This is a genomic window from Alsobacter sp., assembly GCF_059501845.1.
Window position 1 is genome coordinate 166,970 of the sequence record NZ_JCACDK010000020.1, and the last position, 15,478, is coordinate 182,447.

The window sequence follows — 15,478 nt, forward strand, 5'->3', positions numbered from 1 at the left end:
GCCCTCAGTTGGCGGCCGGCGCCGCCTGGCGCTGCTGCCGGCGGCGGCGCTCCTTCTCGTCGTCGCGCCCGTCGAGAGAGCCTTCGCCGGTCTGCTGCGTCTCGAGACCGGCCCGCTGGCGGCTGCCGTCCCGGCGCACCGTCTGCGGCTCGTTGCGCGCCAGGATGAAGTAGAGCTGCCCGGTGAACGGCGAGGCCAGCGCGCTCATCTCGGTCGTCCCCCACACCGCCCCGCCGGACGTGCTGCCCTGCGCGTTGTCGGCAATGGCGAGCGGCGTCTTAATGACCTTGTCGAGGTCGAGCTCCGGCGTGGCCGGCGCCTCGGCGGCCGGCGCCTGGTCGGCGGGGGTCTGTGTGGGCGGGGTTTGGGAAGGCGGCGTGGATGGCTGCGCGGTGATGTCGGCGTAAGCTTCGCCCTGCTGGCCTGCCGTCGCCAGTTCGTAGTTGCCGCCCCCGTCGTTCACGAGCGTCAGGCCAGTGATGGTCACCGTCTTGCCAGTGCCGACATCCGGGCTGTTGAAGGTGCCGGTTGCGGTGACGCTGACGGTCACCTTGCCCACGTCACTGCTCACCAATCCCGCATAGGTCGCGTTCGCCAAGCCGAGCGTGGCCGTCGTCGTGCCGTCATAGGTCTTGTTGCTTGCGGTGATGTTGGAGACGGTGAGCTGCGCCTTGTTGATGGTGCCGGTGGCCGTAGTCTGCTGCTGAGGCGTTGTCACGAATTCGTAGTTTCCGGAGGCGGAGCTGTTGTTTGCCAACACGAAAGTAAGGCCTGCGACACTTCTGGGGCCCGCGTTCGCGCTGGAGAAGGTGCCGGTGCCGGTCATGGCCGAGATGAGGACCGAATCGGTGAACGTGTTGCCGTTGACGTCTGTGAACGTCGCCGCGTTCATGGCGAGCGTGGCAGCCGTCGTCCCGTCATAGGTCTTTGTCGCCGTCGCACCGCTCGTCACGGTGAACTGGCGCTTGTCGATCACGTAGGCGCGCGCGTCGACGATGTACCCAAGAGCCTTGGCGTTATCCGCGGTGGTGGTGTCGATCGAGTAGGTGCCGGCGTTCTTTGCTTCGGTGGCGGTCTCCGCCGTGCCGCCGCCGGCCGCGGTGCGGCTGAAACCCGCCGTCAGGTCACCGCTGTTTGCCACCGTCGCGCTCAGCTGGGTGGTGATCGTGGAATCATACGTCCGGCTTTGGCCGGCATTGGCCAGCGCCAGCGTCGGCTGCTGGCGATAGATCACATATTTGGCGGTAGCAGAAAGCGCGCCGTATCCCGAGTAGCTTGTCGTTTGCACGCCATTGTACCGGAATGACTTTGGACCCCAGCTGCCCGCCATCGTACCGACGCCGGTCGATCCATTGATCGATCCCGTGTAGAGCCGCGCTCCGCTGCTCGCGACGACGTTGATCGCGGCGCCGGTACCGGCGGTGATGTTTCCGCCGGTCGCCGTCCCCGCGGCATCGTTCGATCCGGCGACGATGAGGACGGCATCGGCCGTGTTTGCCTTGGTCGATCCGACCGCAGCGTTCAGGGCGACGTTCCTCGTGGCGATAATCTGGATGGAGCCGGAAGCGTTGATCCCGCCGCCGATGGTGATGTCCTTCTCGTCTCCGGTGGCCGACAACCGCACGTCGCCGCCCGCGGTGATGGTCTTGGATGTCTCCACGACGATGTTGCCTGCCGAATTGAGCTTGAGCCCGCCAGCCGTCGAGATGGCGCTGCTGACGGTAATATTTCCGCCCGTCGTCGTGACTTCGATGTCGCCTTGCGCCGTTGCCCCGGCGTCCACGTTGAATCCGCTGGCATTTGCGAGCAGCAGCCGGGTGCCGGTGCCGGACACCGAGACTGCGGGCTGGCCGGAGCCGATCGGCGTCGTGTAGAGCACGTCGTCCCCGGCAACCGTGCCGACTGCGGCGGCCAGCAGAGTCCGGACCGCGGACATCGAGGCGAGCCCGTCCACCGACACGGCGCCGGCAACGAGGCCGGGCGCGCCGGCCACTCTGACCGTTGCCATGTTTGAGGGGAGGTAGAACGCCCTGTTCCCCGTGGCCACGGTCGGCGTGTCCGACGCGCCCGCGAAATACGTTCCAGACATCGTCACCAGCGCCGCGACGCCGTTGGGGATGGCGTCCGTCATCAGCATGTAGCTTCCAGTGGCGCCGACGCTCGCCGTGCCGTCGCTGCGGACGCCGTTGGCGATGAGCCCCACGGTCGCTCCCTTGGCGAAATCATTGCCGGCCGTGGCACTGCCCGTGACGACGGCCGGGCCATCCGGAAACCGCCAGGTCAGATAGGGCAAGGACACGCCGTCCCGGCGGCCCCAGACACCCGTGTCGAAGCCGAGGCTCGTGAGGGCATTCGGGTTAGCGCCCGTCAACTGTGCGAAGGTGACCCCGGTGCCGCCCGCCGAGCTTTGCTGCCCGGTGGTGTCAGTCGCCCACCAGGAGAAGTTGGCAGTCATTGCACCCGAGGTATCTCCAACAAGGCCTCCCGCCCAGCCGCCTGCGGCGTCGTGGACATGTCCGGTGGCATAGGTCTGGTTCAGGGTCGAAGAATTGGAAAATCCGATCAGGCCGCCGACCGCAAAACCTCCGCTGACGGAACCTGTCGAGTAGGCAGAGGAGACCTCTGCAGAGGCCAGATACCCGATCAGGCCGCCGACGACCTCGCCCGATCCGGAAACGCCGGCCGTTGAGAATGATCCGGTGACTTTGCTGTAGCCTACATAGCCCGCGAGCCCGCCGACCCAGCTTGAGCCGGACACCAGCCCCGAGACGGACGCCTCGGTTATCGAGCCGCGGTACATGTATCCGACGAGCCCGCCAGTGTAGGCACTGCCCGCCACATTGACATTGGCGAGGATGACGCTGCGCAGTGTAGCGCCGTCGGTCGCCCCGAACAGGCCGACATTGTCTTGCGTACCCGCCGAGATCGTCAGCCCGGTGATCGTGTTGCCTAGGCCGTCGAACGTGCCGGTGAACTCAGAACCATCCGTGCCGATCGACCCCCAGTTGGTGTAGCCGGACAGGTCTATCCCCTGCCCGAGCACATAGCTCTTGCCGAGATTGTTGCGGATTGCATCGAGCGCTGCGGCCGTGCGGATGACGGTGTAGTCCGTTCCGTCCACATTGTACCCGGTGACAGCGGTATTCAGCCCGATGGCGACCTTGTTGGTGACCGAGTAGAAGTTCGAGTAGTTCCATAAACGTGCGCTTGCCACCGCAGCCAGGATGGCGCGTGGCGTCTCGTCAGCGCCACCGGTGCCGACGCTCACCGTGCTTGGCCGCACCAGCACCGTGCGCAGGTCTCGGTTTGCATTCGAGCGTGCGACAGCAAGGCCGCCGGTGGCGGTGGTGCCGGGTGCATCATACCTCACCAGCGTGCCCTCGGCAGGCATGGTGGACGTGTCCACCATGTCGAAGAAGCGCCCGTTGGCCATGGTGGTCAAATTCGCCAGCGAGGTTCCACCCTGAGTGACGGCCGACACGGTGGCCCCGGCCAGGCCTTTACCACTTGAATCCTGCACGAAACCGTTGATCACCGAAGGGCCGGCCGTGCCGAAGCGCCATGTGAGATAGGGAAGCGAAACCCCGTCGCGCCGGGCCCAGCCTTCGGAGGTGAAGCCGAGGGCGGCGAGAGTTTTGCCACCCGTCAGTTGGTCGAAGGTAATCCCCGTGACCCCGGCGATCGAGGTGGACCCGCCTGCGCCGTTCAGCTGACCCGTGGTATCGGTCGCCCACCATGAGTTCGCGGCGGTGACCGAAGTCGGAGTATTCACCAAGCCAATGAGGCCACCTGCCGAAGTAGATCCGCTCACTTGGCCTACAGCGAATGTCTCGGCGAGTGTGGTTACGCCGCCAACCTCTGTAGCTGTAGATCCGACGAGACCTCCTGCGACCGATCCCTTCACCGAACCCATTGCAAAGGCTTGTGAGATGTCGGCGCCCGAGGCCTTACCCACTAGGCCGCCCGAAGTGGCGCCGATTACGTTGATGTTGGTGTAAGAACGTTTGATTTTCGCCGTCTCAACAATAGTCCCCGCGTCATTCTTGAAAGCATACGCGGCGCCCACGAGTCCACCCACCGACCCCTGACCGCCTTTTACGCTGCGGGTGGCGTAAACATTCTCGAGAATGCCGCCTCGCATGTAACCAATTACCGCGCCAGTCCCCAAAGCGGATCCGGAACCATCTCCGATATCAATAACAACGTTGACCAAGCCTACGTTTCGGATAGTTGCACGCTCAGTATTTCCAAATAAACCTGCATTAAAAGATGTGTTATAATTGGCTATTCTCAAATCATATATGGATCGGTTCAGTCCATCAAAATTCCCTTTGAATGGATTCAAGAAATATCCACTTCCAATTGGACTAAAGTCCCCTAAATTCCACTTAATGTCGGCTGCTAAAGCGTAGCTGCCGTTCATGTTACTCTTTTTAATATCCTGCAATTCTTGAGCTGTCCGGATCAAGTTATAGTCATCACCCGCGATCCTCAGCGTAGAATTGCCCTCAAAAGTAATCCGCGCGGAGCCGACAAGGCTGTACGTCGCCCCCGCATTGCCGATCGTCAGCCTTCCCGTTCCCCCCTGCTTGATGTCGGCGGCGATGATGACCCTCGGCGATAGCAGCTGGATGTTGCCACTGGCCTCGATGACGCCGCCTACCGTGATCACGCCAGAGACCGCATTCAGCGTCACTCCCCCGGACCCGATGGTATTCCTGATTGATCCCGACGCACCGATGGTGATATTTTTCGCTGCGGTAAGCGTCAGGGTATTATTGGAAGACCAAGTCACGGCCGTGGAGACTGTGATGTTGCCATCCTGTGTTCCACTCGTGCCGGTCGAAACCGTGACGTTGGTCGTGGCGAGAAGATTTGTCAGCGTGGTGACGTTCAATTTTGAGTCGTTCGCAGTCGCGACGAACGGTGAGGACGCTGTGCTCACGCCGGAGCTAGCGCCGCTGACAATCTCCAAATTGTACGGATCCAGCAGCAGCGAGCCCCCGTTCCCCTTCGGTGCCCTCGTGTCCACGTAGCCGTCGAATGCGAGCACGGCCTTGCCGGAGACTTCCACCTGGCCACCGTCGCCGCCCTGGTCGCCGCCGCGGGCGAGTACGAGGCCGCGATAGTCGGTGAGGCCGTCGGCCCACACGACGGCTGTGCCGCCATTGCCATTCTGCGTGGCGGAGACGTCGATGCGCGTGGTGGCGTCGACGCTCGTTTCCTGCGCCGCCGCCAGGCCCTCGCCGCCCTGCCAGCCGCCGCCGATGCGAACCGTGCCTCCCCCCTCGGTGCCCTTGGCTTCCACCGTGGCGCCGGCCAGCTTGACTTTGCGGCCGGTCACCTGCACGCGTCCGCCCTTGCCGGCGGCGGCATTCGCCTCCAGCCGGCCCCTGACGGAAACCTCGCCCTGTCCGCCGTCCAGCACCACGCTGCCGCCCGGGCCCTGCCGGGCGGAGGAGGCGCGCGTCACGCCGGTCATGGAAATGGACTGGCCGACGATCTTCGCGGCCTGCGCCACGGACAGGCGCACCGTGCCGCCCGCCGCGTCCACCGTGCCGGCCTGGTCCACCAGCGGGCCGGAGCGCCCCTTGCCCGCCGGCTGCGAGGCCGCGAAGCTGACGAGCCCGTCCCCCGCGAGGTCGACGGTGGCAACCTCGCCGGCGGCCAGCGACACCTGGCCGAGGGTGGCGGTGATGACGCCGCGGTTGGCCACGGACCCGCCGGTCAGCGCCACGATGCCCGCCTCGCTCGCCGTGATGGTGCCCTCGTTGACGACGTCGCCGGCCCCGCCGTCAGGCTGCGACAGGCGCAGGCGGCCGGAGTTCATGGCCTCGTCGACGTCGGCGTCGGCGAGGCGGTGAGCCGAGGCGACGAGCCCGCCGACATTGATCGTGGCCCCCGCGCCGATGATGACGCCGGCCGGGTTGATGATGGCCACCGTCCCGTTTGCCTTGAGGCTCCCCATCAGCTGCGAGGCCTGCCCGCCGGTCACCCGATTCACGGTCAGCGACGACGCGCCGGGCTGTACGAACTGCGCTGTCTCCGTCGCCGTGAGCGAGAAGGACCGCCAGTCGATCAGGGCGCGGTTGCTCATCTGCGTGATGACGGTGGTCGACGTGTCGGGCCGGGTCACCGTGGCCTGGCCGGCGCGGACCGCTTCGCCGTCGGGGCCCGCGAAAGCGGATGCCGCCGGAAAGACGAAAAGGGCGGTGCCAAGGGCCGTGCGCGCGAGAAGCGCGGCGCGGCGGAGGCCGGCTGAGCGGCGGGGAGACGCGAGTACGGAGGGGGCGAAGGTCATGGAACGCTTCCTGACGCACGAGTGACAAAGGAATGAACGGAACACGCGGGGGCGGGCGGCCTCCAACCCGCCCCTGCGTCATGCAATCGTTTGAAAAAAGCCTGTGGCGCGGGGCCTCCTACCAGTCCCAGCGGAGCGCGAAGAACAGTCTCGGATCCCGCGACCCGTTGGGGCGCGCGGGATCGTCCACGAGCGGTTTTGACACCTCGACGCCGCCCGAAAGGCCCGCCGCGGCCCACAGGCGGATGCCCGCCCCGACGCTGGCGAGCGTGCTCGCCGAGTCCTGGCCGGCGATCGCATCGCGCAGGAACACGCGGCCCCCGTCGCCGAAGACGTAGATCTGGAAGGCTGTCAGGCCCGCGACGTCCGCCCCCTGCGTGTAGCGGAGCTCGCCCACGCCGGCCGCCCCGGAATCGCCGAGGATGGCGGAGGGGTCGAACGCCCTGCCGAAGCGGCTGCCGCCGAGGCCGAACTGCTCGGCGGAGGGCAGGGGCGCGCCGCTCCACTGTCCCGTCACGCCCGTATAGGCACTGAAACCCGCACCCAGCGGCTGCTCCCGGCCGAACTCGCCGGACGTCTTCCAGAAGTCGAAGCGTGCCGGCTGTCGCGCCCGGCCATCGGCACCCGAGCGCGATGCGCCGAGCCCGTCCAGTCCGTGCGAGATGTCAAGGCGGGCGGTCCACACTCCTGACAGCGCATCCCGCGCCTCGATCCGTGCGCCGAGGTCGAGGCGGCGCACCTGGTCGTCATAGCGCTGGAGCTCGGAAAGCTGCGTCTCCGTGCCGCCTCCGGCCAGCCTTGCGTCGATCCACAGTGAGAACGGACGGGCGCGAAGCACGGGGTAGGACAGCGTGGACGCCGCCGTCCAGGTGCGCCCGTGAATGTCGTAGATGCTCGAGGATGCGCCGGGCCGCGTGCGCCCGTAGTAGAAGCTGTTGCGCAGCGAGAGCCCGTCCTCGCCGAGCAGCACCGTCGTTTCGGCGGTGCCGGCATGCAGTTCGTCGGAGGGTGTGGAGACCGCGGTCGCGCCGATCGATTCGCCGTATCCCAGATTGCCGTTTTCCGTGACGCCCAGCGAGCCCTGCCAGGGCCCGATGGCCTTGCTTCCGCGATTGTCGACGGACGCGAATGCGTCGATCGCCTTGTGCTCGGCGATGATGGTGAGGATGGTCGCGCCCGCCGGCGCGCCGGCCGGCGGCGGGACGAGGATGCCCCGGGCCGTGATGCCCGGCGCGTCGTTGAAGAGCAGCAGCGCCCGCTCCAGCACGGCCGCGGTCAGCGGGCGCGCCGCGAGCAGCCTGCGGGTCTGGCCCTCCTTCAGCGTGCCGGGAAGCTCGCCACCCTCGTAGCGGACCTCCGATGCGTAGCCCTCAACGGCGCGCAGGACGAGCCGGCCGGTGGCGATGGTCTGCTTGGGGACGGTGACTTCGGAGATGATGTAGCCGTCGCCCCGGTAACGGGCCGTCAGCCGGCGTGCCAGTTCGAACACGTCGGCGACGCTGACCGTGGTGCCGACGAGGCCGGACCACTCGCCGTCGAGCGCGCCGGGCGCATAGGCCGTGACACCTTCGAGGACGACTTCCCGCAACGTGAACCTGATCTCGGCCGCCCCGGGCGGGGCGAGGGCCTCGGCGCCGGTCTCCGGCAGTGCGATGGGGGTTTCACGCTGGGGTGCAGGCGCTGCCGGCGAGCGCAACGGAACGCGGGCCGCATCGGCGCCGCCGGGGATCGTCTGTGCCGCCGCTCCCGAAGAGTAGAACCCGGCCATGGCCATGGCGAGAACAACGACGTGACGGTGCAATGGCGTCATATGAAATTGCCGCTGAAACAGAATGGAGAAATGGAAAGTACAAAAACGGAAATACAACTAGAGATTGCAGGCGCAGGTCACGAATAAAGAAACGTTTAAACGAGTCTATCTTGAATTGGAATATTTCAGGACGGCAGGATTTGCAAATCCGGCTCGAACCGTACGGTAAGGTTAGCGCCGGCGGGCGTGCTACGCCGGCTCCGGAAGCGGGAGAGGCATCGGAGCGGTGAATGCGCCCCGCAGGAATCCGCAACCGGAATGAGCGGGTAACGTTGCGACCGCCGGTCGGGCGTGTGCGCCAAGCCGTGAGCCACGCGGTTCAGGGCCAGCCGCTCAGCGAGACCGTGAGTGCGCGGTCCGATCGGGAAAAAATGGTGCCCAGGGGCGGAATCGAACCACCGACACTGCGATTTTCAGTGAGGTAGGAAGGTATTCAGTCTCGTTAGTACTCGTTAAAAGTGTAGCCATAGCAACGACAAGGGCGTGTTCGGCCATTTCGTTCCGTGAAGCTCCGTGAGAACGAAACGTGTTTTCTGAAACCCGAGTCGTTACCCCGGGTGGGTGCGCTCGCGGAATTATGACGATATTCCCGTTCCGATCCGGCGAGAGTATAGAACGTCAGTCTGCTACGGCGTCTTGAAGTGCCATGAAAGGCAGTATTGGCCTCTTGAGACGCCAAACGTTGAACTTTTAGGGATTCTGTGTTAGGCGCCTCAAGGTGCCGTTACTTCGAACGATGGAGCCTTGAGCCGCCATGGCCGCCCGTAATTCCCTGCTTGCCGCTCCGCCCTACGAAGTAGAGCAAACGCTGAAGACTCTTGGGGCGAACATCCGCACCGCGCGGCTGCGGCGCAACCTTTCGACTTCCGAGGTGGCAGCCAAGATCGGCGTCCATCGACATGTCATTGGCGACGCCGAACGTGGCAAGCCGTCCACGGGAATCGCTATCTATGCCGGGCTCCTTTGGGCAATGGGGCTGGCCGATCAGTTGGGACGTGTCGCTGATCCGCTCAGCGACGAGGAGGGGCTGACGCTGGCCAACGCGCGTGGCCGCAACAAGGCCGGCAGCCGGAAGGCGCTCGACAATGACTTCTAATGCATCGGACCCGAAGAGGGCTCCCCGGTCCGGAAAAAAGCCGGTGCGCGCGGCCACTCCTACAGGCGCGGATGAGTGCTTCGTCTATGTCACTCTGCCGGGTGAAACCGAGGCGGTGACAGCTGGGCGCTATGTCCGCGAGGCGAACCGGCAAGGCGTCGCCACCGGGCGCTTCGTCTATGGCCGCAGCTATCTCGCGCGGCCCGATGCTGTCGAGATCGACCCGGTCGAGTTGAGGCTCAGTGCGCAAACCTACGAGACGGTTCTGATGAAGGGCCTGTTCGGTGCGCTACGGGATGCCGGCCCGGACTATTGGGGGCGACGCGTCATCGAGAAGCACGCCGGGCTGACCGAGCTTGGCGAACTCGGCTACCTCCTTCACTCGCCCGACGACCGCGCCGGAGCGCTGGGTTTCGGACTGGGACAGACGCCGCCCGCACCTGTGCGCGCCTTCAATCGAACGCTCGATCTCGCCCGGCTACAGGAGATCGCCGACCGGTTGTTGAGCGACGAACCGCGCGCCACGGACACCGAGGCGGCGCAGGTGGAAGAGTTACTGCTGCTGGGTACCTCGATGGGAGGCGCGCGCCCGAAAGCTGTCGTCGAGGACGCGGACGGACTCTGGCTCGCCAAGTTCAACCGCGCCGATGACAAATGGAACATGGCGCGGGTCGAGCATGCCATGTTGCTTCTGGCGCGGGCCTGCGGCCTTCTCACGGCCGAGAGCCGTATCGAGACGATCGGCGACCGGGACTTGCTGCTGGTCAAGCGCTTCGATCGGGAGAAGGTCGCGAACGGCTATACGCGGGCCCGGATGATCAGCGCCCTCACGCTGCTGCGCGCCGACGAGACGCAGCGTGAACGCTGGTCCTATGTGGTGCTCGCCGAAGAACTACGCCGGATCAGCGCCGACCCACGGCGGGATGCAGCCGAACTCTTCCGGCGGATGATCTTCAACGCCTTGATCTCGAACATCGACGATCACCCGCGCAATCATGCCGTGATCGCGCCGCAACGTGAATGGCGCCTCTCGCCGGCCTATGATCTCACGCCGTCGGTTCCGGTGAGCCCCGAACATCGCGACCTCGCGATGTCGGCGGGCGATCTCGGCCGCTGGGCCAATGCCCGCAACATCCTTAGCCAGGCGCCGCGCTTCCTCCTCGATCCGACGGAGGCAGCCGTCATGGTCGATGCGATGGAAGAGGCCATCAAAGGCGGCTGGTATGCCGTCGCGCGCGGCGCGGGCGTCTCCGAAGCGGATTGCGCGACCATCGCCAATGCCTTCGCTTATCCCGGCTTTCGTCTGTAACGGACGGGCCGTCAAGCGCAGCCGAATTCGCAGGCGAAGCAAATCGACCTGTGAGGAGCTCGAAAGTCCGGCAAGACCTTGGCAGAGCTTGCCACCTCTTCACGAGAACGACGGGACTGACGGAGCTGCTCCGTCGTCTTATGCGTCGTTCATGCGCAAGAGGCTCACAACCCGTTTCGTTGAGACGTTCCCACGACCCAAGGTGAAGCGGGTCGAGGTGTGGGACGAGGTGCTCACGGGTTTCGGCATGCGTGTCTCGACCGAAGGCAAAATCAGTTGGTTCGTCTCGGTCCGAGTCAACGGCAAGCCTGTGCGGCACACGATCGGGCGATACCCCGCCTTTTCGCTGGCGGAGGCACGTGAAGCAGCACGCAAGGTGCAGCGCGACGTTCAGGGGCAAACTTATCGCAAGCCGAAGGATGTCAAGCCGCCTCCCAAGCCGGTCACCCTCGGCGACGTGGTCCCCCACTTCATTGAACTGCACGCCAAGCCGAAGAACCGGACATGGCGAGCGCAGGAAGCGACGCTCAACAAATTCAAGTGCCTGTTCGAGACGCCGATCAAGGAGATCCGGCGAAGCGACGTGGCCAACGTTCTCGACCGCATCATGAAGCAAGGTGCGCCCAAGGGGGTGAACACGGCGCTGGCCACGCTCAAGACGTTTTTCGGCTGGGCGCTGGATCGCGGGATCGTCGACATTCATCCGCTCGCGGGCATGAAGCGGCCGGCGAAGCTGATCTCACGCGACCGCATTCTCTCCGATACGGAGATCCGGGCCTTCTGGGCCGCAACCTTCCAGCTCGGGCCGATCTTCGGGCCGATGTACAGGCTCCTGCTGATCACCGGGCAACGCCGCTCGGAGGTGGCAGAGATGGAATGGGCGGAGATCGACTTCGAGCGGCGGCTCTGGACCATCCCGGGCGCACGCGCCAAGAACGGCCGCCCGCACGATGTGCCGTTGCCGGAGTTGGCGCTCGACGAGTTGCGCAGCGTCCCGCGCTTCATGCGCTCGACCTTCGTCTTCACCACCTGCGGCGAGACGCCCGCCTCCGGCTATGGGCGCTGCAAGACCGCACTCGAGGAAGCGGTGAACGCCTCGACCCCGTGGCGCATCCATGACCTGCGCCGCACGGCCGCTTCGGGCATGGCGCGGCTCTCCGTGCCGCCTCACGTGATCGAGAAAATCTTGAACCACCTCACCGGGCAGATCTCCGGCGTCGCAGCCATCTACAACCGCTACGGCTACGAGCGCGAGAAGCGCGACGCCATGGAGCAATGGGCCGACTTCCTCGCGCGGCTGGCCCGCCAACCCGTGCCCGAGGTCAAGACGGCAGCCGGCACGGCCAAGCGCACCGAGTTCTTCGCCCAATTGCAGGAGAGGGCGCAGCCTGCGAGACTCCAACGCATTCGCTGACAGTCGTTCTTGCAGGCTTTTCGATGCGGTATTGCAGCCTTCCCGAGCGGGAGGATGAGCCTTGGGAGCAGAGCCGCTCGCTGGCCGAGGCCACTCCCGACGAACTTGCCGACTATCTGCCGGACTGCCTGATCACAGACCCGGCCCGCACCAGCGGGCGGCACGCTTATTCCGACGAGCAGGTCAGTCAGGTTCGGTTGCTGTTCCGCCTCGGCGATGATGTCACTGACGGCTGCCTACACCTGCACCTGGACGAGTTCGCCATCACCATAGGCTTGCAAGCCCGCATCGAACCGAGTGGACGTCCCGCCGAAATCCGCGATCGAATCGAGCGTGACCTCATCGCCCCGGTGGCCTCCCTCAAACGCGCATTGGAAGCCTTCGGCCTCCGGCGCAAATTTCTCGTCGGGTGGGGCGTGCTGAGGGACTTCGACCTTCCGGCATTCGAGGACCAGCTCGCCGAACTCGAACGTCTCGCGGCCCTCCATATCGAGAGGCAACGCAAGCGCAGCCGCAAAGGGAGAGGAGCGAGCACCTTGCTTAAGGCCCATCACGTCGAGCGAGCCTATGACCTCGCCTGCTATCTCAATCCGAGGTTTCATCCGCAGAGGCCAGTGAAGCAGTTTCTTCACCGAGTTCGTCGAATTGCTTGCGGAGCCGATCTTTCCGAAGGGCGCCCCATTCGTCGCAGCGGTGCGCAGCTTCGTGGCCGAACTGGATGCCGCCTGCCAGCACTTCGCACAGGAGCAAGGCCTCCCGCCGCGTAGCTGAGAAGACCCGAACCGCCACGCATTCTCGGCCACCGCAACTTTCCCAAACGTCCGGGAGATGTGCTGATTAGGAGACCTCGTCACGCCAACTCACGAGGTCTCACGATGATATCCCTTCGAACGAATGCCGGTTGCGCTGTCGCCAAGGTACGCCCACTGAAGGAAAGCGTCGCTTCCTTCAACGCGCCGAAGCCGGCCGACCCGGCGCGCCTGCCCGATATGCAACCGGTTCTGTTGAGCCGCGAGGATCTGCGGGCGATGGGCATCCACGCGTCGAATCCGACCCTGATCAAGTGGGAGAAGGACAAGACCTTCCCTGCAAGAATCCGCCTGTCGCCCGTCAAGATCGCATTGCGGCGCGACGAGGTGTTGGCCCATCTCGACGCGCTCGCGCTGCGGCGCATGTAAGCACGCTTCTCTCCCTCTCATTTCAGGACCACTCCCATGCGAAAGCCCTTTCGCCTGACGGAAGCCATGCGCTCGCGCATCAAAAAGACTGCGGCGCTGGCATATGTCGAAGCAGGCCATCCCATTCTCGCTCTGTTCGGCGTCACCGATGGCGCCTGCGATTGCGGCACCCCGAATTGCCCCAGCGCCGGCAAACACCCGATGACCCGCCATTTCCCCCACGGGTTCAAGGACGCCACCACCAACGTCGACACAATCGAGCGCATCTGGACCAAGCACCCCAACGCGAATATCGGCCTGGTTCCAACCGGTGACCTCCTGATCGTCGATATCGACGGCCCGAAGGGCGAAGCATTCGTGGCCGGTTTGAACCTCCCGGAGACGCTGGCGCAGCGCACGGGTAAAGGCCGCCACGAGGTCTTCACCTGCGAGGGTCTGTCGGGATGGAAAGCTTCCAAGTTCGAAGGCGTCGATTTCCGCTTCAACGCCAACGGCTATGTCGCGGTGTCGCCATCGACCCATGTGTCGGACGCTCCTACCGCTGGCGTGCGGGACCGAATCGACCGGCCAAGCTCGACTACCGCATCTTCAAGGCTCCCCGCCTGTTGCGGATCGATTTCGGCGCGACGACTGAGACGATCAAGGAAGGCGGGCGAAACACGCGCCTCGCCAGCATCGCCGGGGCGCTGCGCGCCAAGGGTGTGCCGGAAAAGGCCATCGCGGAAAGCCTGGCGACGATCAATCGCGAGGTCTGCGATCCGCCCTTGCCGCCGCACGAGGTGCGCAAGATCGCCAAGAGCATCGGTTCCTATCCGACGCCGAGCGAAGAGGCCTTCGGCGACCTCGCCGACGTCAAGGTCGAAGAGGTGGCTTGGCTCCTGCGGCCCTACTTCCCGCGTGGCGTCGCCAGCGTGATCGAAGGCGATCCCGGAATCGGGAAATCCAACTTCACCATGGCGCTCATCGCCGCCCTGACGACTGGAAAAGGCGTGCCGTGGTCGCCCGATACGCCACGCGGTGTCGTGTTGATCCTCAGCGCCGAAGATGACCCCGCGCGTGTCCTCAAGCCTCGCCTCATCGCCAACGGCGCGGACCTCTCGCATGGACGCGTCTGGTTCGCGCAAGAACTCTTCACGCTGGACGAAAGCGGACTGGACCTGCTTCGGCAGAAGATCGCCGAGGTCAGGCCGGCGCTCGTCGTGATCGACCCGCTCGTCGCCTATATGGGCGCGGGGGCCGACGTCCACAAAGCGACCGACATGACGCAGTTCTTCGTCGGGTTGTCTCGGATCGCCCGAGAGAATGATTGCGCCATTGTGGTCGTCCGCCATCTGCGCAAGAGCCGGCAAGGCGATGCGCTGATGCAGGGACACGGGTCCGTCTCCATCATCGGCAGCGTGCGTTCGGCCCTCGTGATGGCCCGGCACCCCGACGACGGCGACGTCCGCGCGGTGGCGCATTCCAAATCGAACTACGGCCCGTTGGGGCCGACGCTCACTTTCACACTGGTGGCGACCGGCAGCGTTCCCGCTGTGAAGTGGCTCGGCACGGACGAAAACCTCACATCGGATCGCCTGTTGCAACCCGCGACGGGGCAGGGACCAGGACGCCCCACGCGCGAAGGCGACGACGTTCGGGCGTTCCTCTCGGCTTACCTCGCCAGTGGCGGCCGTGACTCACGCGCCGTGCGCACCGCCGCCGAAGCCCGCTCCTTCGCCTGGATCACCGTGCGCCGGGCCGCGAAAGCTCTTGGCGTTCTCATGATCCGCGAAGGTGCGTCTTTCATCTGGACACTGCCTCGCAAGGCCGAAGCCTGAGCAGTGCTCATTATTCATAGCCTAGGGCTTTTGAGCACCAGCTCGGACCGCGCCAGCCCCGCCAAAGCCCGACCTAAAAAAGTGCTGACCTACAACCGCGCCCACGCGGCGAAAGAGGAGATTGCCATGACCATTCCATTCGACAGCCAATATCGCGACCGTGTCCGAGACGCCGTCTGTGACGCCATCTTCAAGGCGTCTCACGATCCAGCATCCGGCGGGGTGATCCTTCGTAGCGGCGAAGTGATCGACAGCGTCTTGACGGCTATGGCGATGACGATCGCATATGCTCGGCGGGACGACACCGACGCTGTGATCGCTCGCATCACGGTGCGCATCGCGCAGGACCTAAAATTCCGCGAGCGGGCATTCCGCCGTCACCTCGACCAAAGCAACGACGGCCACGTCGTCCGTGATCTTCACTGAAGCAACAGCCGATTCAGGGCAAACCCGAGGCGACGCGCGATGCTCATCGAACAGCGCGCAGCGCCGTCCCGGACCGCCTCCAGAACCGCAAACACCGACACTGCGAATGCCGATCGGACTGTCGGTG

At 65.0% G+C, this 15,478-nt stretch carries 9 protein-coding genes and 1 pseudogene; 8 read left to right on the plus strand and 2 right to left on the minus strand.

Annotation, left to right across the window (positions count from 1 at the left end; all coding sequences use genetic code 11):
* Positions 1-4: 4 nt before the first annotated feature.
* Both AC5JCN_RS25175 and AC5JCN_RS25180 read right to left on the minus strand, forming a co-directional pair.
* On the minus strand, positions 5-6,301 hold the full coding sequence (locus AC5JCN_RS25175; protein ID WP_495757889.1) for a two-partner secretion domain-containing protein: 6,297 nt from the start codon (positions 6,299-6,301) through the stop codon (positions 5-7).
* 118 nt (positions 6,302-6,419) lie between these two features.
* Positions 6,420-8,111, minus strand: coding sequence for a ShlB/FhaC/HecB family hemolysin secretion/activation protein (locus tag AC5JCN_RS25180; RefSeq protein WP_495757890.1), 1,692 nt, complete (start codon positions 8,109-8,111; stop codon positions 6,420-6,422).
* A 754-nt stretch (positions 8,112-8,865) separates the two neighbouring features.
* On the opposite strand from AC5JCN_RS25180, the gene AC5JCN_RS25185 reads away from it, so the two are divergent.
* The 8 genes and pseudogenes from AC5JCN_RS25185 to AC5JCN_RS25220 all read left to right on the plus strand — a co-directional run bounded on the left by AC5JCN_RS25185 (position 8,866) and on the right by AC5JCN_RS25220 (position 15,351).
* A complete protein-coding gene (locus tag AC5JCN_RS25185) occupies positions 8,866-9,207 on the plus strand; it encodes a helix-turn-helix transcriptional regulator (protein WP_495757891.1) in 342 nt (113 codons plus the stop codon).
* 43 nt (positions 9,208-9,250) lie between these two features.
* Positions 9,251-10,516 (plus strand): type II toxin-antitoxin system HipA family toxin, encoded by a 1,266-nt coding sequence (locus tag AC5JCN_RS25190; protein WP_495757892.1) that lies wholly within the window; start codon positions 9,251-9,253, stop codon positions 10,514-10,516.
* 151 nt (positions 10,517-10,667) lie between these two features.
* A complete protein-coding gene (locus tag AC5JCN_RS25195) occupies positions 10,668-11,930 on the plus strand; it encodes a tyrosine-type recombinase/integrase (RefSeq protein WP_495757893.1) in 1,263 nt (420 codons plus the stop codon).
* A 23-nt stretch (positions 11,931-11,953) separates the two neighbouring features.
* A complete protein-coding gene (locus tag AC5JCN_RS25200) occupies positions 11,954-12,697 on the plus strand; it encodes a hypothetical protein (RefSeq protein WP_495757894.1) in 744 nt (247 codons plus the stop codon).
* 261 nt (positions 12,698-12,958) lie between these two features.
* Positions 12,959-13,108, plus strand: coding sequence for a helix-turn-helix transcriptional regulator (locus AC5JCN_RS25205; RefSeq protein WP_495757895.1), 150 nt, complete (start codon positions 12,959-12,961; stop codon positions 13,106-13,108).
* 66 nt (positions 13,109-13,174) lie between these two features.
* Positions 13,175-13,591, plus strand: a pseudogene (locus tag AC5JCN_RS25210) (bifunctional DNA primase/polymerase); the annotation flags it as partial.
* A 122-nt stretch (positions 13,592-13,713) separates the two neighbouring features.
* The gene (locus AC5JCN_RS25215; RefSeq protein ID WP_495757896.1) at positions 13,714-14,925 is read left to right on the plus strand and encodes an AAA family ATPase; all 1,212 of its coding nucleotides are present in this window, start codon (positions 13,714-13,716) and stop codon (positions 14,923-14,925) included.
* An 81-nt stretch (positions 14,926-15,006) separates the two neighbouring features.
* Positions 15,007-15,351 (plus strand): hypothetical protein, encoded by a 345-nt coding sequence (locus AC5JCN_RS25220; protein ID WP_495757897.1) that lies wholly within the window; start codon positions 15,007-15,009, stop codon positions 15,349-15,351.
* Positions 15,352-15,478: the final 127 nt, after the last annotated feature.

Coding starts and splice junctions, on each gene's coding strand:
- AC5JCN_RS25185 (WP_495757891.1), top strand. CDS start 8,866: ATGGCCGCCCGTAATTCCCTGCTTGCCGCTCCGCCCTACGAAGTAGAG.
- AC5JCN_RS25175 (WP_495757889.1), bottom strand. CDS start 6,301: ATGACCTTCGCCCCCTCCGTACTCGCGTCTCCCCGCCGCTCAGCCGGC.
- AC5JCN_RS25180 (WP_495757890.1), bottom strand. CDS start 8,111: ATGACGCCATTGCACCGTCACGTCGTTGTTCTCGCCATGGCCATGGCC.
- AC5JCN_RS25200 (WP_495757894.1), top strand. CDS start 11,954: ATGCGGTATTGCAGCCTTCCCGAGCGGGAGGATGAGCCTTGGGAGCAG.
- AC5JCN_RS25195 (WP_495757893.1), top strand. CDS start 10,668: ATGCGCAAGAGGCTCACAACCCGTTTCGTTGAGACGTTCCCACGACCC.
- AC5JCN_RS25205 (WP_495757895.1), top strand. CDS start 12,959: ATGGGCATCCACGCGTCGAATCCGACCCTGATCAAGTGGGAGAAGGAC.